At 36.1% G+C, this 20267-nt stretch carries 20 protein-coding genes; 6 read left to right on the top strand and 14 right to left on the bottom strand.

Annotation, left to right across the window (positions count from 1 at the left end; all coding sequences use genetic code 11):
* Nucleotide 1 precedes the first annotated feature (1 nt).
* Together Q3Y49_RS05015 and Q3Y49_RS05010 are read right to left on the bottom strand one after the other, a co-directional pair.
* Complete coding sequence (locus Q3Y49_RS05015) at nt 2-487, bottom strand: hypothetical protein (RefSeq protein WP_303271157.1); 486 nt, start codon at nt 485-487, stop codon at nt 2-4.
* Nucleotides 487-867 carry a RidA family protein gene (locus Q3Y49_RS05010; protein ID WP_303271156.1) on the bottom strand — a complete coding sequence of 127 codons (381 nt, stop codon included), beginning with the start codon at nt 865-867 and terminating at the stop codon, nt 487-489. The genes Q3Y49_RS05015 and Q3Y49_RS05010 overlap by 1 nt, the downstream gene beginning before the upstream one ends.
* Nucleotides 868-916: 49 nt before the next feature.
* Between Q3Y49_RS05010 and Q3Y49_RS05005 the strand changes: the two genes are divergently transcribed.
* Nucleotides 917-1585, top strand: a complete 669-nt coding sequence (locus Q3Y49_RS05005) for a 3-hydroxyacyl-CoA dehydrogenase family protein (RefSeq protein ID WP_303271155.1) — start codon at nt 917-919, stop codon at nt 1583-1585.
* Between the two features lie 43 nt (nt 1586-1628).
* Complete coding sequence (locus Q3Y49_RS05000; protein WP_303271154.1) at nt 1629-3047, top strand: Glu/Leu/Phe/Val family dehydrogenase; 1419 nt, start codon at nt 1629-1631, stop codon at nt 3045-3047.
* 154 nt (nt 3048-3201) lie between these two features.
* Here the strand turns inward: Q3Y49_RS05000 and Q3Y49_RS04995 are convergent, their stop codons facing one another.
* From Q3Y49_RS04995 to Q3Y49_RS04970, 6 genes are all read right to left on the bottom strand, one after another.
* A complete protein-coding gene (locus Q3Y49_RS04995; RefSeq protein ID WP_303271153.1) occupies nt 3202-4782 on the bottom strand; it encodes an amidohydrolase family protein in 1581 nt (526 codons plus the stop codon).
* Between the two features lie 207 nt (nt 4783-4989).
* Nucleotides 4990-6804, bottom strand: a complete 1815-nt coding sequence (locus Q3Y49_RS04990; RefSeq protein WP_303271152.1) for a MutS-related protein — start codon at nt 6802-6804, stop codon at nt 4990-4992.
* A gap of 105 nt (nt 6805-6909) precedes the next feature.
* Complete coding sequence (locus tag Q3Y49_RS04985) at nt 6910-7830, bottom strand: Brp/Blh family beta-carotene 15,15'-dioxygenase (protein WP_303271150.1); 921 nt, start codon at nt 7828-7830, stop codon at nt 6910-6912.
* A gap of 41 nt (nt 7831-7871) precedes the next feature.
* Nucleotides 7872-8315, bottom strand: coding sequence for a hypothetical protein (locus tag Q3Y49_RS04980; protein ID WP_303271149.1), 444 nt, complete (start codon nt 8313-8315; stop codon nt 7872-7874).
* Between the two features lie 2 nt (nt 8316-8317).
* Entirely contained in the window at nt 8318-8983 is a 666-nt protein-coding gene (locus tag Q3Y49_RS04975; RefSeq protein WP_303271148.1) for a hypothetical protein, read from the bottom strand.
* Between the two features lie 41 nt (nt 8984-9024).
* Nucleotides 9025-9978 carry a threonine ammonia-lyase gene (locus Q3Y49_RS04970; protein ID WP_303271146.1) on the bottom strand — a complete coding sequence of 318 codons (954 nt, stop codon included), beginning with the start codon at nt 9976-9978 and terminating at the stop codon, nt 9025-9027.
* An 82-nt stretch (nt 9979-10060) separates the two neighbouring features.
* Between Q3Y49_RS04970 and Q3Y49_RS04965 the strand changes: the two genes are divergently transcribed.
* Nucleotides 10061-11311, top strand: coding sequence for a phospholipase (locus Q3Y49_RS04965; RefSeq protein ID WP_303271144.1), 1251 nt, complete (start codon nt 10061-10063; stop codon nt 11309-11311).
* Between the two features lie 47 nt (nt 11312-11358).
* Nucleotides 11359-11772 (top strand): response regulator, encoded by a 414-nt coding sequence (locus tag Q3Y49_RS04960; RefSeq protein ID WP_303271143.1) that lies wholly within the window; start codon nt 11359-11361, stop codon nt 11770-11772.
* Here the strand turns inward: Q3Y49_RS04960 and Q3Y49_RS04955 are convergent.
* From Q3Y49_RS04955 to Q3Y49_RS04930, 6 genes are all read right to left on the bottom strand, one after another.
* Nucleotides 11763-12575 carry a hypothetical protein gene (locus Q3Y49_RS04955; protein WP_303271142.1) on the bottom strand — a complete coding sequence of 271 codons (813 nt, stop codon included), beginning with the start codon at nt 12573-12575 and terminating at the stop codon, nt 11763-11765. The two genes, Q3Y49_RS04960 and Q3Y49_RS04955, sit on opposite strands and share 10 nt — an antisense overlap.
* A 10-nt stretch (nt 12576-12585) precedes the next feature.
* Nucleotides 12586-13254 carry a FecR domain-containing protein gene (locus tag Q3Y49_RS04950; RefSeq protein ID WP_303271141.1) on the bottom strand — a complete coding sequence of 223 codons (669 nt, stop codon included), beginning with the start codon at nt 13252-13254 and terminating at the stop codon, nt 12586-12588.
* A 43-nt stretch (nt 13255-13297) separates the two neighbouring features.
* On the bottom strand, nt 13298-13783 hold the full coding sequence (locus Q3Y49_RS04945) for a sigma-70 family RNA polymerase sigma factor (RefSeq protein WP_303271140.1): 486 nt from the start codon (nt 13781-13783) through the stop codon (nt 13298-13300).
* A gap of 149 nt (nt 13784-13932) precedes the next feature.
* On the bottom strand, nt 13933-14592 hold the full coding sequence (locus Q3Y49_RS04940; protein ID WP_303271139.1) for a Tll0287-like domain-containing protein: 660 nt from the start codon (nt 14590-14592) through the stop codon (nt 13933-13935).
* 1 nt (nt 14593) lies between these two features.
* Nucleotides 14594-16513, bottom strand: a complete 1920-nt coding sequence (locus tag Q3Y49_RS04935; protein ID WP_303271137.1) for a GAF domain-containing protein — start codon at nt 16511-16513, stop codon at nt 14594-14596.
* Nucleotides 16514-16612: 99 nt separating this feature from the next.
* Nucleotides 16613-17131, bottom strand: coding sequence for a YfiR family protein (locus tag Q3Y49_RS04930; protein ID WP_303271136.1), 519 nt, complete (start codon nt 17129-17131; stop codon nt 16613-16615).
* 251 nt (nt 17132-17382) lie between these two features.
* Here Q3Y49_RS04930 and prfA point away from each other — a divergent pair, with 251 nt between their 5' ends.
* Nucleotides 17383-18450, top strand: coding sequence for a peptide chain release factor 1 (gene prfA / locus Q3Y49_RS04925; RefSeq protein WP_303271135.1), 1068 nt, complete (start codon nt 17383-17385; stop codon nt 18448-18450).
* Nucleotides 18437-19822, top strand: coding sequence for a beta-helix domain-containing protein (locus Q3Y49_RS04920; RefSeq protein WP_303271134.1), 1386 nt, complete (start codon nt 18437-18439; stop codon nt 19820-19822). The genes prfA and Q3Y49_RS04920 overlap by 14 nt, the downstream gene beginning before the upstream one ends.
* Nucleotides 19823-20267: the final 445 nt, after the last annotated feature.

The raw sequence follows: 20267 nt of genomic DNA, 5'->3' as shown, positions 1-20267 counted from the left end.
TTTATCCAATCAATCGCATCAATTCCCTCCTACTTTTATAGTATGCATCTTTAAACCTAGAAATAATGAGTGCATAACTCGCCAATAATATAATAAGTGGAAAAATGATGGTTAGAATGTCATCATTTTGAACAATAGAGATGGTAGAGAACAAAAGCATCAGAAGAATCCAGAAGATCAAGAAATATTTAATACTTGGGAATAGTCCAAATTCTAAATTAACCAAGCTGCCCGAATCTCCACCTTCAATTCGTCCTTTAATAAGTGGAAGGAAGTTATTTGGCCGGCTAACTACTTGAGAAATTGCAAAACCATTCGCACTTACTTTCCCATTAAAAAGAAAAGCATCTTCTTCAGTGCTTTCAAGAGAACGGTTCTGAAAAGATTGAAATTTGACCGGTTTTACGGCCAGCCTCATGCGTCTTATAATTTCTTCTTGCCCATGTGGGCTTAAAAACATTTCCGATTTGGCTGGCCAAAGATGCATTACTTAGTTGCGATACAACTGATTTCCACATTTACATCTTTAGGCAGCCTAGCTACTTCCACTGTTTCCCGTGCAGGTGGGTTTTCCTTAAAGTACATACCATAGGCTTCATTTATGGTGGCAAAATTGCCCATGTCTTTCACGAAAATACTGCATTTTACTACATCCGAAAAGCCCAAACCAGCCTCCGAAAGAATGGCTTCTAAATTTTTCATGACCTGATGGGTTTCCTCTGTTATATTTTCATTGATCAATTCTCCGGATTGCGCGTCCAAGGCTATTTGGCCTGAAACATATAATGTATTGCCTGCTAAAATGGCCTGATTATAAGGCCCAATTGGTGCTGGTGCTGCTTTTGTTTGAATGATTTGTTTACTCATCTCGCTTTTTATAATTAGTTCCTTAACTTTGGTTCAAAACTAACAAATTATGAATATACTTGTTGTCGGAGACCCAAAAAACCAAGAGGAAATCACAGCAAAATTTGGAAAGAAGCACCAAATCATTTCTTTTGATGATCTTACTGAGATCACCAAAGAGGCTTTTTTCGCAGCAGATGTGGTTTTTGATTTTTTTATAGCAGAAGAACCCGAAGCACTTGAATTTTACGAGCAGCGACCAGACCTGACAGTTTTTACGAATATGGCCATGAGTTCATTTGGAAAGCTGAAAATCTATCAGCATAAAACACAGAACACGGTGTTCGGCTTTAATGGCTTGCCCACTTTCATCAATAGAAGTATTTTAGAATGCACGCTTCAGGATGAAAATGAAAAGGAAAAATTAAACCTAATTTGTGGTAAACTAGGGACTGAATTCGAGATTGTAGAAGACAGAGTAGGCATGGTGACTCCAAGAATTATTTGCATGATTATCAATGAGGCCTTCTACACAGTCCAAGAAGGAACAGCTTCGAGTGAAGATATCGATTTAGGTATGAAGTTAGGTACCAATTATCCCTTTGGGCCATTTGAATGGAGTGAAAAAATCGGTCTGGAAAATGTCTATGAACTATTGGAATTCGTTTACGATGATACTAAGGAAGAAAGATATAAAATCTGTCCTAGGTTAAAGAAAGAATATTTAGCTTTAACGTAGATGGAAGAATTAATTAAATTTTCAAAATATAATTGATACATATATGTCACAAAATCAAGAGTATAGCTTGTTCGAGGATGTTTGTAGTTTCGTAGATGATGCAGCTCAGCACATGGAACTTCACCCTGGATTATTAGAACAAATCAAACAGTGTAACAGTATTTATAAATTTCACTTTCCAATCCGGATGGAAGATGGTTCCTACGAAGTAGTGAAAGGCTATAGGGTACAGCATTCACATCATAAGCTCCCGACCAAAGGAGGTATCCGATTTAGTGAGATGGTAAATGAACAAGAGGTGATGGGCTTATCTGCCTTGATGACCTATAAATGTGCCATGGTTAATATCCCGTTTGGCGGGGCCAAAGGAGGTGTGAACATAGACCCATTAAAGTATAATGCTCGTCAGTTAGAAAAAGTAACGAGAAGATATACTTCTGAATTAATCAAAAAGAAATTTATTGGCCCTGCAATTGATGTACCTGCTCCTGATTATGGAACAGGAGCTCGAGAAATGGCCTGGATAGTGGATACGTATGAAGCTTTTAATCCGGAGGCCATTAATGCCAAGGCATGTGTAACAGGTAAGCCACTTTCACAGCATGGAATTGAAGGTAGAACTGAAGCTACAGGAATGGGGGTTTATATAGGAATTCGTGAGGCGGTTAGTGTAGAAGATGATATGAAGGAATTGGGCTTAACCACAGGTTTAAAAGGAAAGAAGATCATCATTCAAGGTTTAGGTAATGTTGGTTTTTACTCAGCCAAATATTTGACTGAAGCTGGAGCCAAAGTTATAGGTATTGCCGAATGGAATGGCGGTATTTGGGATGAAGACGGAATAAATATTGAGGAACTAAAAAAGCATCAGGTTGAGCATAAGACTTTGGAAGGCTATGGGAAAGGGGAGTTTATTAAAAACTCAATTGAAATAATGGAATATCCTTGTGATATTTTAGTTCCTGCTGCATTGGAAAACCAAATCACAAGCGAAAATGCGCCAAAAATACAAGCTAAGATAATAGGGGAGGCCGCCAATGGTCCTATCACAAAGGAAGCAGAAAAAATACTATTGGATAGAGGTATAATGGTTATTCCAGATATGTATTTGAATGCTGGTGGTGTGACTGTTTCTTATTTCGAATGGTTAAAAAACTTATCCAGAGTTTCATTCGGAAAATTGGAAAAGCGGTATGACATGGAAAAGTATAAATTTTTGGTTGATAGTATAGAAAATGCAACTGGGGATGCATTCAACCAAGAGCAAAGAGATGCTATTGTTAGAGGGGCAAGCGAGAGAGATTTAGTGATTTCTGGACTGGAAGAAACGATGGTAACTGCTTATCATGATATGAATAAGATGCGTAAGGATAAAAAAATTAAAAGCTTGAGAACTGCCGCTTTCATCCTGGCAATTGAAAGGATTGCAGTTAGCTACACTGATATGGGAATTTTCCCTTGATATGAGACGATTTTGAAATCTGTCAGGTTAAGTTTAAGTACTCCTGACAGATTTTCCTTTTTTTGACTTGTAATTTTTGACCTCATGTAGTGTAGGAAATAAGTCGAAAATAGCATTCCAAGCTGTCCTAATTTGAGAAGATTTAAGTACAAACTTATTCCATTCCGGGTTGCTTTATCTCATAGCCACTCTTCTTTTTTTCTTCCTTCACCATCTCTTTTACGTCTTCTAAGAGTTTTTGAGCATCATATATTATTCCGTCTTTGATCGTGTATTTTACCCCTCCAACTCTGACTACTTCATTATCTTCGGTCAATTTAATGGCGCCTGTTCCGTACAAAGCTTTTAAGTTCTCCAGAGGGTTTTCTTCCACTATCACAAAGTCAGCCAGTTTTCCGATTTCTACCGTGCCGATTTTGTCTTCCATACCCAAAGCCTCGGCACCGTTCATGGTAGCAGACATCATAATTTCCAAGGGATGGAAACCAGCCTCTCTGAGTAATTCCATTTCTCGGATGTAGGCAAATCCGTAAAGTTGGAATATAAAACCTGAATCCGATCCGGTAGTAACGCGTCCTCCTCTATTTTTATATTCGTTGACAAAAGTCATCCACAATTGGTAGTTTTTTCTCCAGCTCACCTCTTCCTCTGTTCCCCAATAATGCCAATAGGAACCGTGAGAAATTTTGCTAGGCTGATAGAATTCCCATAAAGAAGGAAAGGTATATTCTTCATGCCATTCGGCTCTTCTGGCTCGCATTAAATCCCTACTGGCTTCGTAAATGTTGAAAGTGGGGTCAAGCGTAAAATCCAGAGCCAATAATTTATTCATTACCTCATTCCATTTATCCGAATAAGGGGGAGCTGCCTGTTCCCACAATTTACCAGCCTCTGAGAAACGGTCTTGCTCATTATTATAATTATAGTCTAGCTTGTAGTGTTGAACTGTTCTATCTGTGAATAATGCTTCTGGTAACCTATACCAATGTTCCATGGTCGTTAAACCTGCCTTAGCTGAATTGACCACATTCCATCTTGCAACATCCATCTGCGCATGATGCATGGCAGACCGTAAGCCTAAACTTTTGTTTTCTTCCAAAGCCGCTTGCATAATTTCAGGTCTTGCGCCAAAAAACTTGATGCCATCCGCACCTTTTTTGGCATTTTCTTGCACCCAATCTCTGGCCATTTCAGGACTGCTGATGGCCTCCTCACTTCCTTGTCCGAAAGCAGTATAAGCCAATATTCTTGGGGCAGTAATTTCATTATTGGTACTTTTCATTTTATGCTTTAATACCCAATCTAACCCATTGCCGGCAGATGGGTCCCGAATAGTCGTGATACCATGCCCCATCCATAATTTAAAGACATACTCGGCAGATACGCCTTGTGCTTCCCCACCTATGTGCCCATGCATATCTACAAAACCTGGCATTAAGTACATGCCTGCGGCATCCAGTTCTTTTCCACCTTCTTTTAATTGTGGCCTTTTTTCTTCTTTAATTTCTACTCCGGGATAGCCAACAGTTTTGATTTCCACAATTTTGTTTTGCTCTACCACTATATCCACTGGGCCAGTCGGTGGCGCTCCATTTCCGTTAATTAGGGTAACACCTCGAATAATCAGTTGAGGCCAAGGTCCTTCTCCTTCTGTTCTTTCGGGCGCATCTTTTATTTGAGCCCAAGTGAGAGAGCAAAAAAGCGTTATTATTACTGTAAGTAAAATCTTTCTCATAATTGTAATTTTTCAAAGAAGTTCAATATAAGAAAGATTGTTTGAAGGGCAGTGAAGAATTTGAAGAGTGGATACCCAAATTGGTTCAAGTGTCTCGCTTGGACCAAACACAAAGTCTAACCGTCTCGCTTAGACTAGAGAAGCATTTGTAAAGCGAAATCTACCTAAACATCAAGGATTGTCAGATTTAGCCTTAGCATTGAATATTTATTTTTCCTTAAAAATCTCGATCCCCATTTTCCTCATCAGCGGAACCGCATTAAAAGTATGGCATGGACCATCATGCAATTTATAATCAAATAAAATTTCCTCTCCACTGACATCACTATTGAAACTGTTGTTTTGGAAATTCTCTAATTCATCTACCAATTTCGCCAATGATAAATCATGGGTAGAAATTAAGCCCATGCTGTTGGTTTTCATGAGTTGCCTGATTAAGCTTTCGGCTCCAATATTTCTGTCTTCAGAATTAGTGCCTTTCAATATCTCATCTAATAAATAGAATATAGGTCTCTCCTGTGGAACTTTGGTCATGTCTACCAACTGTTTCAATCTTTTTAATTCGGCATAAAAAGAAGAAGTATTTTCTTCAAGGTTATCTTGCGTTCTCATGCTGGTGAACAATTGCAAAGGACTAATTTCTAAACTTTCCACACAGCATACAGCTCCCATTTGTGCCAATATCATATTGACTCCTAATGATCTCTCAAAAGTACTTTTTCCACTCATATTGGCTCCAGTTATTAAGGTAACTGCACCCGGTCCTTTCATTTCAAAATCATTACAAACCCTTTCTTCATGAGGCAATAATGGATGTCCTAAATCTTTGGCTTTGAGTTCACATTTTGCATCGGAGATTTTAGCAGGTTTATAATTCTCATGAGCAAAAGAAAAATCTGCCATACTCATGATGGCTTCCCAATCACCAATGGCATTAAACCAGCCTTCAATATCCTTTCCGTACTGGTTTTTCCATTTCACAACATTGTTTAAGACCCAATAGTCGATCAGTAAAAATGGATTAATGACCCAGTACATCATACCCGCCCGAGAATGCATCCAATTCAAAATTTTTGACAACGAATTGATTTTTTGAGAAGCTTTAGGGTTTTGAAAATGGCTTTGTAAATCCTTTAAAAATGCCGAAGCAACTGGCTTCTCTTCCGCCATCTTAAATAGATTCTTATGCTGTTCCAAGTGGACTGCAATATGCTCTGTTTCTGACTGCAGACGCATAATTATTTTCTGAATAGGGACTAATAGCAATATGTTTATTAAAAAGCCTAATCCGACAAAAGACCAGGGTAGATAACTTGCTAAGGATAAAACAAAAAATACTACTAACTGAAAAATGGCAATGAAGGGAATGAATTTAAATATCGGCTTAATTTTCTCTTCTTTCGATTTGGAGAAAAAATCAAAAAGACCAGTGAAATCATCGTCTTTTTTTGTGCTTTCTTTTATTCGGCTTTCTGCCCACCATTCTAAACGCCAGTCGAAGTCATGTTTAATTTCTTCCACTGCTTGCTGTCTGTCTGAAATCTCTTCTTTAGTTGCCGGTGACTTAAACCATTTTGCTAAGCTTTCTTGCCCAAAGTTTAATACGCTTCGGTTTACCAAGGAAAATACTGAATGTCTGCCAAAAATATCCATATCCGGAGCATATTCATGTAGCCCGTCTATAAACCTATCTCCATTAGGAAGGCAATCTAATTTTAAATTTAAACGCCCAATTTCTTCATCTAAAATTAATATTCTATTTCTGGCCAGGATTAAAAGTCTCTTTTTTGATTTATGTTTGTTGACTAACCAGCCGAAAATTAATGGAAAGGGTAACAGTACTAGAGTAGTTGCAAAACCATTTCTTTCATTTATGAAATATACTGATGAAATTACGGTCGCTAGGAAATATAAGACCCTTATTGTGCCGAATTGATTGGTAAGCTTTCTATTTTTCTCAACTTCATTTTGAAATTGATTAATCTTTTGACGGTAGTATTCAGATTTTGTGGCAATACTCATTTTTATGGCTTTTACTTAGGGCTGTAAAGGTAAGTGAAGTAGCTTGTTATTAATGAATAATTCGAAAGGTTTCTCAAAGGAGAAAAAAAATAAGAAATCAATTAATTACTTTCTTTGCATCTTTTTATACCAATTATCCATCACCACGCTATGGGGAAGCGTTAAAACAGATAAAAAGATAATGGTCAAAAAGAAAGGAGAGATAGAGAATTGAAAATATGAAAATGCAAATAATAAAATTAGGACACCCGCCACACTCATTAAAGTAAAAGGCAATAGCTCTTTGATAAAATGATTGAATTTAAATTTCTTCCTTTTGGTACCTAGGTATTTGTATTCTTCATACAACACCTTCAATGAATGCCAGACCGCAAAATAAAGTGCAAAAGCCAATAATGGTGGCAGAGTGTAGAATGCTAAGTGTAATAGAAGAAAAACACCTATTTCGCTAAAAAACCTATTTTTTGAATTGACTTTAAATAAAAGTAAATAAGCCATCAAAATGAATGTAGCAATAGAAGTAATCACAAAAAAGTAAGATAGGCTAGTAGGAGTAATGATGGTTGCCGTTTGATTGAAGTGAGAGGTTTCCAAAAAGAATTCAATTAGCCTATCGTAATGATGATAAAACAAACCACTGATAATGGAACCTCCCCATGACAGGTACAATAATTTTTTACCTTTACTGCTCTCCTCAATTTTTACATCACTAAATTGCGATTGTCCAAAATGGAAAAATGAAATTAAGAAAAATACTACCAAACTAAAGTAGGGGAAAACAATCCAAGTAATTACATAGGCCCCAATTAAACCTAAATAAAAAGCATAAAATTGAATTTGCTGTTTAGTGCTTTGTTTCTTTTTTCTCAATAAAATGTGATCAATCGCTCCATGTGGAATCCCCAAAAGGAAAATTAGAGCGAGTGTGATTTTTAATTGCGTATCAAATGCCAAAGTTTCTAACCACGGATAGATGGAAATAACCAAAATGGTGATGAAAATATGTAAGAAATTGGTTTTAAGCATGATAAAATATAAAACCTGAATTCCCCAGTTTTGTTTAAAGCTCAGGAATGCTGTTCAATTACAATTTCTTTTCCATTGAAAATAATCTTATCTCCTGCTGTTTTACCTATCATAAGCTGAGCCAAAGGCGTAATTGCAGAAATCAAAAAGACATCTTCACCATCTATAGACATTTTCCCATATGAAATAGAAATGAAGTATTTTGCTAATTCAGTTTTGACCAATGACCCAAATCGTATTTCTAAATTTTCCTCAGAGGGGTTGATTTGGTGAAGGGTTCCCAATTGCCTATTGATATTCACCAATTGTGATTGAAGTTTATCCTTTTCTTGATTCATCATTTCCCTTCCAGTTTCATATTTGTCTCCAGCTGAGCTCTTAGTATCTGAACCAATGGATTCTCTAATTGAGGCTATCTCTTTGGATAATTCCAGCTTTTTATCCTCCAGTTCATTTTTACATTTGTCGATAATCTGTCCCTTCATGTTTATTGATTAATCCTGTCAAACATAGCTTCAAGGTGATTCCTGTTTTTTCTTAAACCACCCATTGTGCATTCGTAACTCTTAAGCGAAAAAATGTTTGGAAAGCTAATATGACCCATTGCAATGGAATAGCTGATCGTAATAGGCACATAATTTAATAGCATGATCAACTTTTGAAAGTTTTTTGTCCTAACCTTTTTGAATCCCAATTTCTCTGCGGTATGTGGATTAATGAAATAAGCATTGGCCTCAATTTTAACTTCATTTTGTTCTTTGGGAAAGCTGTCCAGCATATTCAGTAGTCCTTCCATATAGCTGTAAAGAATCGCTTTTTTATTTCTGGATTCGCTTTTATGCATACTGAGCGTATAATAGTAATCGAATAAAGTGCCGCCATGCAACTGAACTTTATTGTTTTTTAATGCAGAAGAAAGCAACAAAGGAGAGTAGTAAATGATTTGACCTTTTTTTCTCCCTGTCGGTACATCTATAAAAGAAGCATAAATGGAAATCACCGGCTGAATTAATATCAGAATTATCCATAGATTAGTACTCCAAGCCATGAAGACAATCACAGCAATTATTATCAATAAATTGAATATGAAAGACCATAGTTTTCTTTTTTGGTCTCTTTTAGGTAGAATATAATAGCGGTGAATAATTTTCATCTGATATTAAAAATAGACTTAGCTTATCGCAAATAAAAAATTTAGAAAGGTAATTTTTTTAGATCAACATTTCCGCCACATAGAATAACCCCAACTTTTTTGCCTTTAAACTGCTCTTTTATTTTGATCATGGAGGCAAATGGAACAGCACCGGAAGGCTCCACCACTAATTTCAGATAATTGAAAATTAAACGCATTGCTTCAATGATTTCTTGATCACTTACTGTAACAATATCTTTTATATATTTTTGAATAATGGGAAAATTCCTTTGACCAACGGAAGTTCTTAAACCATCTGCAATAGTATCCGGATTGTCCATTGGAATTATTTCTCCCGCTTTCCAAGACCTATAAGCGTCATCTGCTCCCTTTGGCTCTGCACCTATCACAGGAATTTTATTTCCAAAATATTGAGATGACAACAAGGTGCCAGCCATTAATCCCCCTCCGCCAATTGGAGCAAAAATTGCTTTTAAATGATCTGTATCTTCTATCATTTCCTTCGCACAGGTGGCTTGACCAGCTATCACATCATAATCATCGTAGGGATGAATAAAGGTTGCTCCTGTTTTCTCTACCACTTCATTAAGCGTTTCTTCTCTGGCTTTTAAGTTTGACTCACAATATATAACTTCAGCACCATATCGTCTAACTGCCTCCACTTTGACTTCGGGTGCATTTTGAGGCATTACAATATAGGCTGGAATTTTTGAAAGTTTTGCAGCAAGTGCTACAGCTTGCGCATGATTTCCAGAGGAATGAGTAGCCACCCCCTTTTTTAATTGTGATTTACTTAAGGAAAGAATTGCATTAGATGCCCCTCTCATTTTAAAAGCACCTACTTTCTGTAAATTCTCACATTTGAAATATACACTAACCCCTAATATTTCATTCAGAGTTGAAGAAGTAAATACTGGCGTACGGTGTACGTAATCGTGAATTCTTTTTTCAGCGCTCAGGATATCTTCTTTTTTGGGGATTTCTTGAAGGTGCATAAGGTTATGTTGGTTTTAATTTAATATATTGCTTAGCAAAAAATTAGCATGATGATCATCATGCTTCAAATACTATCTATTTATGCAATTTAATAAGTTTCTCCGATTATTATTCGTCCTGTTATCAACTGTTTTTATCATTTCGTGTGATAAAAATGAAATTGAAGATGGATTAGAAGATGATTTTGATTTTCAAAATGTTGTTAGTTATGAGTTTCTAGATTCTATATCTGCAGATGAAATAATTTCCCGTTTCGGTGGAAATAATTTAGCGAGTGGATTTATTAACTTCGATATTACTGCACATAAAATTACCTATATGACCGCAAATTATGACGGCACAGAGGTGGAAGCCTCAGGCTTGGTTTTAATTCCGGTTGTTAGTGGGTCATCTAAATTGACTAGCTTCCAACACAGCACATTAGCGAAAGACCCCGATCCTGAAATAGACCAGGAAGCAAGAGCACCTTCATATTTACCAGATAATAATGACGAAATTTATCTGTCTGCCGCACTTTTCGCTTCAAATGGTTATTTAATTTCCGCTCCCGATTATATTGGTTATGGAAGTACAGGTGACATGTTTCATCCCTATGAACACGCTCAGACAACAGCAACCAGCAGCTACGACATGTTAGTAGCCGCTAGAGAATATGCCGAATTTTTGGAGGTTAAAATGAGAACAGAAGGAGATAGTGAAGTGGAGGAACTGTATTTATTAGGCTACTCTCAAGGAGGGAATTCTACTATGGCCTTGCACAAGTATATTGAAGAGGAACACCCTGGAGAGTTTGAAATTATAAAAAGTGCCATGGGAGCTGGTGCATACCATAAAACTGCAGTTGGTGATTATATTTTTAATAATGAAGGAGATCTTGGATTTTCAATCCGCCTTTACTTATGGGTTTTGGATACATATGATCGGGTATATTTGCAGCGAGGCATGGCATATTATTTAAAGGAGCCTTTTGCAACAGAAGTGATTGACAAGGGTTATTTCGCAATTTCAAGTACTAATCCGCAGGAATTGTTTACCGATGATTTTATCTCTGAAATTAATGATCCCAGTAGTGAGTTTAGTGCTGCATTAGCTGATAATGATATACATAACTGGAAAGCGGAAGCCCCAATTAAGTTATTTCATAGCAGAGATGACGCATTAGTCCCCTACTTCAATTCAGTGGATGCCTTTGAAAGTATGAATGCTATGGGAAGTACCGAAGTCACATTGGAAACTTATGTATTCGGTGGAGATGTAGATCCACAGGATATCCATGGATTAGGGGGAGGAAGGTTTTTTTCTGATGTCATATCTAATTATTTTAGGTTTTAGTATTTTTTAATAAGCAATTGAACCAGACGGAGTCCGAATAATTTATTATGTCAGTACCAAATCAGAATTTTGAAGTATTAATAGTGGATGATGATGAAATGACTGTTTTTTTACATGAGGTATATGTAAAAGATAATGATTTTCACCCCGCCCCAAAAAGTTTTTACAATGGGAAAGATGCGGTGGATTATTTCAATACATATTTCAATGTGGCCAAACATTATTGTATTTTATTGGATATTAATATGCCCATTTTAGATGGTTGGGAGGTGATGGATGAAATCGAAGAAAAAGGTATGGATAAAAACGTCTCCGTAATTATCTTGACCTCTTCAATAAACACAGCCGACAGATTAAAAGCTCGAAAATACAATATGGTTATTGATTATGTAGAAAAGCCACTAAGTACTCAGCATCTTGAAAAGATTAAATTACAAGATAAAATTAAAGATTATTTTTGATTTGATTTTCTGCTCTCTTCATCAAAGAAGAATTTAAGGGTAGCGTTTTGAGGTACAGGTTCTTTTGCATAAATAGTGAAATAGTAGATCCCAGTGTTATCACAATGATATTTGTACAAGCCCTTTTCTCCACTAAAATCAGATAGCATTTGCTGTTCACGATTTGAGTTAGCTACTATAAGATTTAAATTTGTATTTCTTTCCCATAAGAAGTAATAATCAGTATTTCTGGTCAGAACGTAAGAGTATTCTGACATATAAGGGAGATCATCTCTTTTGACTTTTTCGTTGTATTCCTTTAGTAATGCTAGCTCTTTTAAATTAGTGTTTTTGTCTAAACTGGTAGATGGAATATTGATATTCCCGGCTTTATTTCTTTTGAGTAGAGACACGTTCACACAACTACCATCCGGACTTTTTGAGTAAATCACCAGCTTGTAATCACCACTTTGATGTTTTGTTAAAGTGGTCAGAAACTCTCCCGGCCCAATATTAGCTGCAGTTTCAGTTTCGATTTCAGTATTATCCCAATCAAAGACTTTGTATCCTAATTTAGCATCTGGATTAGTTTTCTTGAATAGGAAATATTGAGGATTTTTTGGAGAGGAAGTAAAGCGGATTTCCTTATAATATGGTAAATCTTCGTAGGCTTTAATAAAATGGATAAGATTGACTTCGGCTGTTAAGGAATCAGGATCTAAATTAGCAGTATATTTTATTAATTCTTCTTCACATTTGGATTGTGTATATGCCGAAGCAGTCGCAATAATTGTAAATAGGGCAATGAGTTTAATTGTTTTCATCTTTGTATTGTTATAGGTTCATATAGTTATCAAATATTAACAGCGAATTTTGTCGCTTTTCAGAAGAATTAAGTAAAATTGTTTTTCCATCGTTTTTAAACACTACTTTTTCTCCACTCATCATGCTGATTTCTTCTCCCGAAGAGCTGGGGTTTAACCACCTGATTTTTCCTCTGGACACAAGTACTTTTATGTCGTTATTTTTTAAAGTCTGGATTTGAAGGCTGGATTTACCCTCCATTATCAAGTATCCACTTTGCGTTTCTACTAAAAGGTGAGTCTCTTGTGGAGTTCTGATTTGTGCAGTTCCATTAATTTTAATCCATTTCGTTTTGCTAAAGCTTAAGGAGTCAAATTCAAATTGAGTATTTTTAGCTAAAACGAGCTCACTTCCATCAACCAAGCTTATATCTCGTAGTGCATCCTTGGTTGGAACTGATTTAAACAAAATTATGGAGACAGATATGATTACTAGCAAACTAGCGGCTGCCCAATACCATTTTAAATTGGGTTTTTGGGCAGGAGAAAGCTGGTTGAACTGATTAAAATCTTGAACCGTTTGATCAAAAAACACAGTGTTTCTTTCAGATTCACCTATCCAATCCATCAACTCATCCTCCTCCTTTGTTGATAGTTTACCCTCTAAGTAGTTCCATATTTGTTTATATGTATGATTCATTTTATCGATTCTTATTACTAGAGTACCTCAAATGGCTTTGCCCCTAATTTTTATCTAAATATTTTCTAATTTTCTTAAACGCTATGGTTACCTGATTTTCCACAGTCTTCTCACTGAGCTGCAAGTATTCTGAAATTTCAGCATGTGTTAATCCGTCATCAAGCTTTAGTCGCATGATTTTTTGGCATTTGGGTGGCAATGAATCAATAGCTTTTGGAATTAATGGAAAAAAGTCTTCTCGTGACTGAAAATGAGGAATATCTTCAGTTTGATTTTTGTAAAAGTGATAATTGACTTCTTGCACATTCTTTTCTTTCGCCATCATCGCATAGGCTTCATGTTTTGCGCATTGAATAAGATAGGAATAAGGATTTTTAATTGCTGTTAGCTTTTCAGAATCCCAAAGTTTGCGAAATACATTATGGACTGCTTCTTCAGCATCCATTTGTGAATGCAATATTGCTTTTGCGAAACTTATTAGTCGCTTGTGATAGTCTTCGTAAAATTGCTGAATTAGGTCTGGGTTCAATTCACTTTTTTCCTTAAGGAGTATTTTTTTCCTATGCCCCCCTAAAATTTTTGGAAGAGTTTTGAGAATATCATTAAAAAAATAGTGGTCTTACAGGACTGGACTGGTGAACAATCTAAAAAGCAACTTAATTCGATCTATATTTACCCCTATAAAGATTGTACAATTTCCTTTTTTAAAAACTTCAGACTCCACATTCCTCTTAAATCTCCCAGCTCGTATCCTGTAGCTTTATCATTAGGATATTCATCCTTTAGAATAGCCTGTACCTCTTCTGAAATCTGATCTTGAGAACCATGGCAGTTTAAACAAAATTCAGAAGGTATTCGAATAGGATTGTTATATAATATTGTGTCTCCTGGTCTAATAAATTGCACGTTTGAGCCTAGTTTATCTCCCTGTTCGATAGAATATTCGTAAGCTTCTAAAATCCCTTTTTCCATTTCTGAAGGAGCATTATTAGGATTTCTATATTTGTTACTAACTCTTTTGAGAAATACTTTATACTCCTTAGCTAAGCTGTCAGTCAAAGGGTAGGCGTTCATGCTACAAAACTTGGCAGCAGCCTTGAAACCGCCATCAGCATATTCTTCAGATATCTTGGCCATAAAAACTCCACCGACTTTTTGGCTAATAGAGTCGCCTAAGTATTTGGTTTTGTTAATGATGTCTGCCTCCGACACTTTTTTTACTGCTCGTTCTTCTTGGCTCTCTTGAATTTCTTGAGGCCTTCTTTTTTCAGTAGAGAAACCGCATGACCACACTAAAATTGCAAAAAAGACATATGAAAATCGGAAAATTAGTTTCATGCTAAATCAATTCATCATTCGAAATTATGGAGCCAATCATTAAATAACTACTTCCACCAGATTCTTGACCGCTTAATGGTCCGCAAGAGAATTGCGAATTAACAATTGATCCATCTTTATGCTTTAATTGAATTATTCCAGACCATGTTTTATTTGCTTCTAAAGCACTTTTCATTGTTTTATAAGCATCTTTAGACTCAATGATTTTGGTGATTTCTGTTCCACTTAAGTCAGAAGAAGAATACCCCAGTTTATCAGAAGTAATATTATTTATGCTGTTTATGTAAAAAGACTTATCCAATTCTACCATCATATTGGTATAATTAATGATCTTCTCTTTATCTTCTCGCTCACGTTGACCTCTCTCCATTTCCTCTTGTGTGGCTTGGAGTTCTTCCATGTTTTGCCGCATTTCCTCCTCTTGGGAGCGCATCTGTTCGGTCATTTCTCTTGATTCTTCAAGTAATTTAGAAGTTCTCTCATTGATTTTTACAGATGAAATAGTTGAGGCAATATTCTCAGCAATTTTTTCAACAAATTCTCTTTCGTGCTCTGCAAACTCGTTGAATGAAGCCAATTCAATAATTCCGTAAATCTCTTCATTTACTTTCAGAGGAACTATTAAGATACTGTTCGGATTCGCTTCCCCTAGACCAGAAGTAATCATTACATAGTCTTGAGGAACTTCCGTCATATAAATGGTCTCAGCCTCTAGCCAAGCTTGACCAGTTAAGCCTTCGCCTTCATAAATTTTTTGTTCTAAATACTTCTTTTTGTCCCAAGCATAACAAGCAGTTAGTTCCAGAAATGGGTCGTCATCATCCTCTCTATTGATAACAAAAATACCACCTTGATTGGATTTAGTATACTTTACCAAGTTCGAAATAATGTCATCGGATAGAAGAGAAATATTGTCATTATTCTTCCTTAGGATATCTCCAAACATGGCTAAACCTTCAGTTGTCCAGTTTCTCTTTTTATCTTCTTCAGCCACTTTTCTGAGGTTGCCTCGCATGTTAATAAGGGCATTTCCTAGGACATCTTCCTCACTCAATGGCTGATAGTCTGAATCGTATTTTCCGTTACCAATATTTTCAGCGAAATATGAGGTTTCTTTAAGGCCATCAACTAATTGACCAACTGCTACGGCCATTTCACCAATTTCATCATTACCAAACTTCCTTTCATTGTCTTCAGGCAGTATTCCTTGGCCTAATTTAACAATAATGTCTTTAATGTAATTAACAGGCCGTGTTATGGATGAAGCCAACCAGAATGCGCCAATTAATCCTAGAATCACGAATACTACTCCCAAAATAATCGAAGTGTTTTTCAGGCTTTGGGAAGAGTCCAAAACTTCTGCTTCGTATTGTTCTGACTCCTTCTGCTTTTCATCTAATATGATATTCAAGTGAGATATAACAGAGTCAGTTTGAGGAATCACTTCCCCGTCTATTGATTCAGAAGCCATGAATTTAACAATCGGGTCTTCATAATCTTCAAAAGTCATTAAACTTTCCATTATTCCTTTTTGAACATCCATTAACTGTTCAAATTCAGTAAAAATAGTATCCATCTCCAGCCTCTGCTCCTCATTATCCCATTTTTCCTTCAAGGCTGTTATTTCTTCTTTCAGAGCCGGATATTGTTCAGAATGAATTGACCGTAAACTATCTTTATTTGTCTCGTTGCCCTGAAGATATACCCAGTTGGTCACAAACATTTTTGATTTTACAATCAGAAGGTTAAAATCCTTAATGCTCGATAGTGAAGGCTTTATAACATTAGAATTGGTTTGGGTTAAATTACTATTCTGAGTAACTGTGAAAATTGTGATTCCGGCATATACTATAAAAATTAATATAAGGGTGATAAACCCACCGAGTATTTTATTACCAATCGTAAATCGAAAGTTTTTCATCTTTTGGCTTTTAAAAAATTATTCTTTTTTAAACTTAATGAAATTAATTGAAATATAAATTTAATCCAATAATTCCGTACGCGCTTATATATGTAATATTTAATTTATTTCTTCCCCAAAACGGGTCAGTTCTTGAGACATTTTTAATCCTGACTTTTCCAATGTCGTGGTATTCACTTCAAATCTCAATTTTCCATCTACATCTTTAAAATTAATCATAGATCCGTTGCGTGCCATCCCTTCTGATTCAGTAACCAACAAACAGGGCTGTCCATTGAGGTTGGTTTTTATACTGGCAAAATTTTGAGCTTTTTCCGATGGCACAAATACGATATGATAAAACTCCCCTTTATTGACTTTATCAAGCTTAACTATCTTTATATTTCTCTCTCCCACTTTCTTGATTTCTGCCATTTCTTCCAATAAGGGGATAATCTCTGAGTCTCCTATTACTGCGATCACAAAATCCCCTTTCTTTTTTTCCTCAGGCCAATCAATATATTTTGTAAAACTGTAGAAAAATACCTTGTGGAACCGATAGTTTTTTTCTTGACCAATGCTATCCTTTGCAACAAAAAGGAAAACGAAAAATATGAAAACGATTTTTAAGTGGTGCATTCGTAAATGAATTTTCTAATAGAGTATTTTATATTTATCTTAATCTTAAGCTACACGTAACCCCAGCTATTTTATTTTAAAGTGAAAAAGTAGTCATTTTTAAGTGAAAAAAGAAGTATTTATCGCTTAACCCCCGGGAAAAATCTTTGAATTAAAGGTCGAGCAATATACAAACATATAATATCAAGTATTTTGTGCTTTAATCTATTGATTAATATTTAGTAGTTTTGTATTAATAAATAGAATAATTGATGTTAGACAGATTAGAAAGAATGAAGGAACGCTTTCAGGAAGTGGGCCAATTAATGGTGCAACCTGATGCTATGGCGGACATGAAAAAGTTTACCGAGCTCAGCAAAGAGTATGCTGATTTGGAAAAAGTAGTGGAGGTGTATGATCAGTATACCAAAGTGCTGGACGACATCAAACAAGCTAAGAACATTTTGGAGACCGAAAAGGAGCCGGAGTTTAGGGAAATGGCCAAAATGGAATTAGAGGAACTAAAACCTGAGAAGGAAAAGCTCGAAGATGAACTGAAAAAAATACTGATTCCTAAAGACCCTAATGATTCAAAAAATGCTGTTTTGGAAATTAGAGCTGGAACGGGTGGAGACGAAGCGGCCATTTTTGCAGGCGATTTATATAAAATGTACCAACGATTTTGCGATAAAAATGGATTGAATTTGACCGTTTTGGATTTGACCTTTGGGACTGCCGGTGGTTATAAGGAAATTATCAGTACGGTTACAGGCAAAAATGCTTATGGAACCTTAAAATATGAGTCAGGTGTGCATCGGGTTCAAAGAGTGCCCCAAACCGAAACTCAAGGTAGAGTTCATACTTCTGCGGCCACCGTAGCAGTATTGCCTGAAATTGATGATGTGGAAGTTGAAATTGACATGAATGATGTAAGAAAAGATACTTATTGTTCTTCCGGACCGGGTGGACAATCTGTAAATACGACTTATTCTGCCGTGCGATTGACACACGAACCGACTGGATTGGTGGTCACATGTCAAGACCAAAAATCTCAAATTAAAAACTTCGAAAAAGCACTAAAAGTATTGCGTTCTCGTTTGTACGAAATTGAGCTTGCAAAGCAAAATGAAGAAGTTGGTGCTCAAAGAAGAAGCATTGTAAGAAGCGGTGACAGATCTGACAAAATCAGAACTTACAACTACCCACAAGGACGGGTGACCGATCATAGAATAAATTATACAGTTCATAATTTACCCAATATCATGAATGGTGAAATCGAAGACCTTGTTGAAAATTTACAGATTGCCGAAAATGCCAGCAAAATGGATGAAACGGCTTAATAAGGCCTTTATATTGATTTTTTTTGGAGTTTTGTTTACTGGATTGGCCTCGTGTTCATATGAACCTGAGCCAACAACAGATCCCGTAGATCTCACATTTTCTACAGACACTTTACAGTTTGACACTCTGTTTGCCGAAAGACTGAGCATTACAAAAAGGCTTAAAATCAAAAACCCCTCTAAAGAGGCGGTCACGATTTCTTCCATTGGGCTGAGAAATCAGAACACTGCTTTTCAACTTACCTTGAACGGAAGAACGCAATCTTCATTTTCCGATCAGCTGTTATTGGCGGAAGATAGTCTTCTACTGTTGATTTCCGCCAATATTGATCAAGGAGATGAAAACAACCCCTTTGTGATAAGAGATTATTTAGAAGTAGTTAATCAAGAAAATTCTCAATCTGTAGTTTTTGAAGCCTGGGGTCAGAATGCACATTATTTATCCGACACAATTTTGGATTGTAGTGCTCGATGGAATGCGGAAAAGCCTTATGTATTATCAGGCACCATCCAAGTTGATTCTTCATGTATGTTGAGTATTGAACCGGGAACTAGAATTTATAGTGCTACACAAACCTTTATTGTTGTAAATGGAAGTTTACAAGCCGAGGGAAGTATAGAAGAACCCATTGTATTCACTAACGATAGGTTGGACGAGCCTTTTGCCACTGCTGCAGGCCAATGGGGTGGCATTGTGTTTTTGGAGGATAGTAAAGATAATTATTTCAAACACACTACAATTAAAAATGCTCTTTTTGGTGTAAACCTAAACATATTCAATCCGGATAACGAGCCAGATTTAATCATGGAGAATTGCTTTGTAGGTAATATGGCCTTATCATCAGTCATTTCCTTAAACAGTGATTTTGAAGCGATTAATTCTGTTTTTTACAATACTGCTTCAGGAACGGTTTCCCATACTGGCGGAGGGAGTGCCTATTACACTCATTGTACCATTGCTAATTACTTTAATGTAGCCCGCGAAGATCCGGCCGCTTTCTTTTCTGATTTGGCTTTTGATAATGATGATAATGAAATTTTAGCCCCATTGGAAGTTCAATTGTTAAACAACATTATTTACGGCCGAATAACAGACGAAATCCAATTTTTCGAACAGCAAGAAGGGAACTTGAATTTTTCTTTTTCGCATAATTTATTCAGAAGTAGTATATCAGTTTTAAGTGAGAATAATTCAATCCGCAACCAAGTGCCCGAATTTGTGGAAGTAAATGACGCGGATTTCCGTTTGCAAGAGAATTCACCTGCCATTGATGGCGCTTTACCGACTAATATTACTACCGATATCCAAGGTGAAAGTAGAGGTGCTACTCCAGATATTGGGGCTTATGAGTTTGTTGAAATTGAGGAGTAAACAAGCGCTTTAGGTTAATTAATCCAAAATTAAAGGCTAGTCGAAAAATCCTTGGTTTTCTAAGGATTTAGGATTGAATTTTTTATATTTCCTAATAATATGTATCCGCAACGCTGATAGCCAATTGTTAGCGAATTACAGCAACCAATAGTGAAATTACAGGCCAGATGTGATAATTGTAAAGCGTACCTATTATTTCATGCAAATGTTTCGGACAGATTTGAGCTAGCCAGAAAAAGAAGTGATAATATTGAATTAAAATGTTCAAACTGCGGGACTAACAAAACATATAAGGTAAATGAAATCAGAGCAGTAGAAAACAAAATTTTATCACTTTTGGACGTTCTGATTTTCCTGGCTGGGACAATTGGATTGTTTGCTTATTTGTGGCCTTTCTTTTTCAAAATATTATACATTTATACAATAGCAGGACTTGTGGGAGCAT

Origin of the sequence: Marivirga harenae, from assembly GCF_030534335.1 — a bacterium.
In the GTDB taxonomy this organism is placed as follows: domain Bacteria; phylum Bacteroidota; class Bacteroidia; order Cytophagales; family Cyclobacteriaceae; genus Marivirga; species Marivirga harenae.
Note: the sequence above shows the minus strand (reverse complement) of the source record. Positions and strands in the feature narration are given on the sequence as shown.

Coding starts and splice junctions, on each gene's coding strand:
- Q3Y49_RS05010 (WP_303271156.1), bottom strand. CDS start 867: ATGAGTAAACAAATCATTCAAACAAAAGCAGCACCAGCACCAATTGGG.
- Q3Y49_RS04960 (WP_303271143.1), top strand. CDS start 11,359: ATGTCAGTACCAAATCAGAATTTTGAAGTATTAATAGTGGATGATGAT.
- Q3Y49_RS04965 (WP_303271144.1), top strand. CDS start 10,061: ATGCAATTTAATAAGTTTCTCCGATTATTATTCGTCCTGTTATCAACT.
- prfA (WP_303271135.1), top strand. CDS start 17,383: ATGTTAGACAGATTAGAAAGAATGAAGGAACGCTTTCAGGAAGTGGGC.
- Q3Y49_RS04940 (WP_303271139.1), bottom strand. CDS start 14,592: ATGAAACTAATTTTCCGATTTTCATATGTCTTTTTTGCAATTTTAGTG.
- Q3Y49_RS05000 (WP_303271154.1), top strand. CDS start 1,629: ATGTCACAAAATCAAGAGTATAGCTTGTTCGAGGATGTTTGTAGTTTC.
- Q3Y49_RS04930 (WP_303271136.1), bottom strand. CDS start 17,131: ATGCACCACTTAAAAATCGTTTTCATATTTTTCGTTTTCCTTTTTGTT.
- Q3Y49_RS04975 (WP_303271148.1), bottom strand. CDS start 8,983: ATGAAAATTATTCACCGCTATTATATTCTACCTAAAAGAGACCAAAAA.
- Q3Y49_RS04920 (WP_303271134.1), top strand. CDS start 18,437: ATGAAACGGCTTAATAAGGCCTTTATATTGATTTTTTTTGGAGTTTTG.
- Q3Y49_RS04995 (WP_303271153.1), bottom strand. CDS start 4,782: ATGAGAAAGATTTTACTTACAGTAATAATAACGCTTTTTTGCTCTCTC.
- Q3Y49_RS04990 (WP_303271152.1), bottom strand. CDS start 6,804: ATGAGTATTGCCACAAAATCTGAATACTACCGTCAAAAGATTAATCAA.
- Q3Y49_RS05015 (WP_303271157.1), bottom strand. CDS start 487: ATGCATCTTTGGCCAGCCAAATCGGAAATGTTTTTAAGCCCACATGGG.
- Q3Y49_RS05005 (WP_303271155.1), top strand. CDS start 917: ATGAATATACTTGTTGTCGGAGACCCAAAAAACCAAGAGGAAATCACA.
- Q3Y49_RS04970 (WP_303271146.1), bottom strand. CDS start 9,978: ATGCACCTTCAAGAAATCCCCAAAAAAGAAGATATCCTGAGCGCTGAA.
- Q3Y49_RS04980 (WP_303271149.1), bottom strand. CDS start 8,315: ATGAAGGGACAGATTATCGACAAATGTAAAAATGAACTGGAGGATAAA.
- Q3Y49_RS04955 (WP_303271142.1), bottom strand. CDS start 12,575: ATGAAAACAATTAAACTCATTGCCCTATTTACAATTATTGCGACTGCT.
- Q3Y49_RS04950 (WP_303271141.1), bottom strand. CDS start 13,254: ATGAATCATACATATAAACAAATATGGAACTACTTAGAGGGTAAACTA.
- Q3Y49_RS04985 (WP_303271150.1), bottom strand. CDS start 7,830: ATGCTTAAAACCAATTTCTTACATATTTTCATCACCATTTTGGTTATT.
- Q3Y49_RS04935 (WP_303271137.1), bottom strand. CDS start 16,513: ATGAAAAACTTTCGATTTACGATTGGTAATAAAATACTCGGTGGGTTT.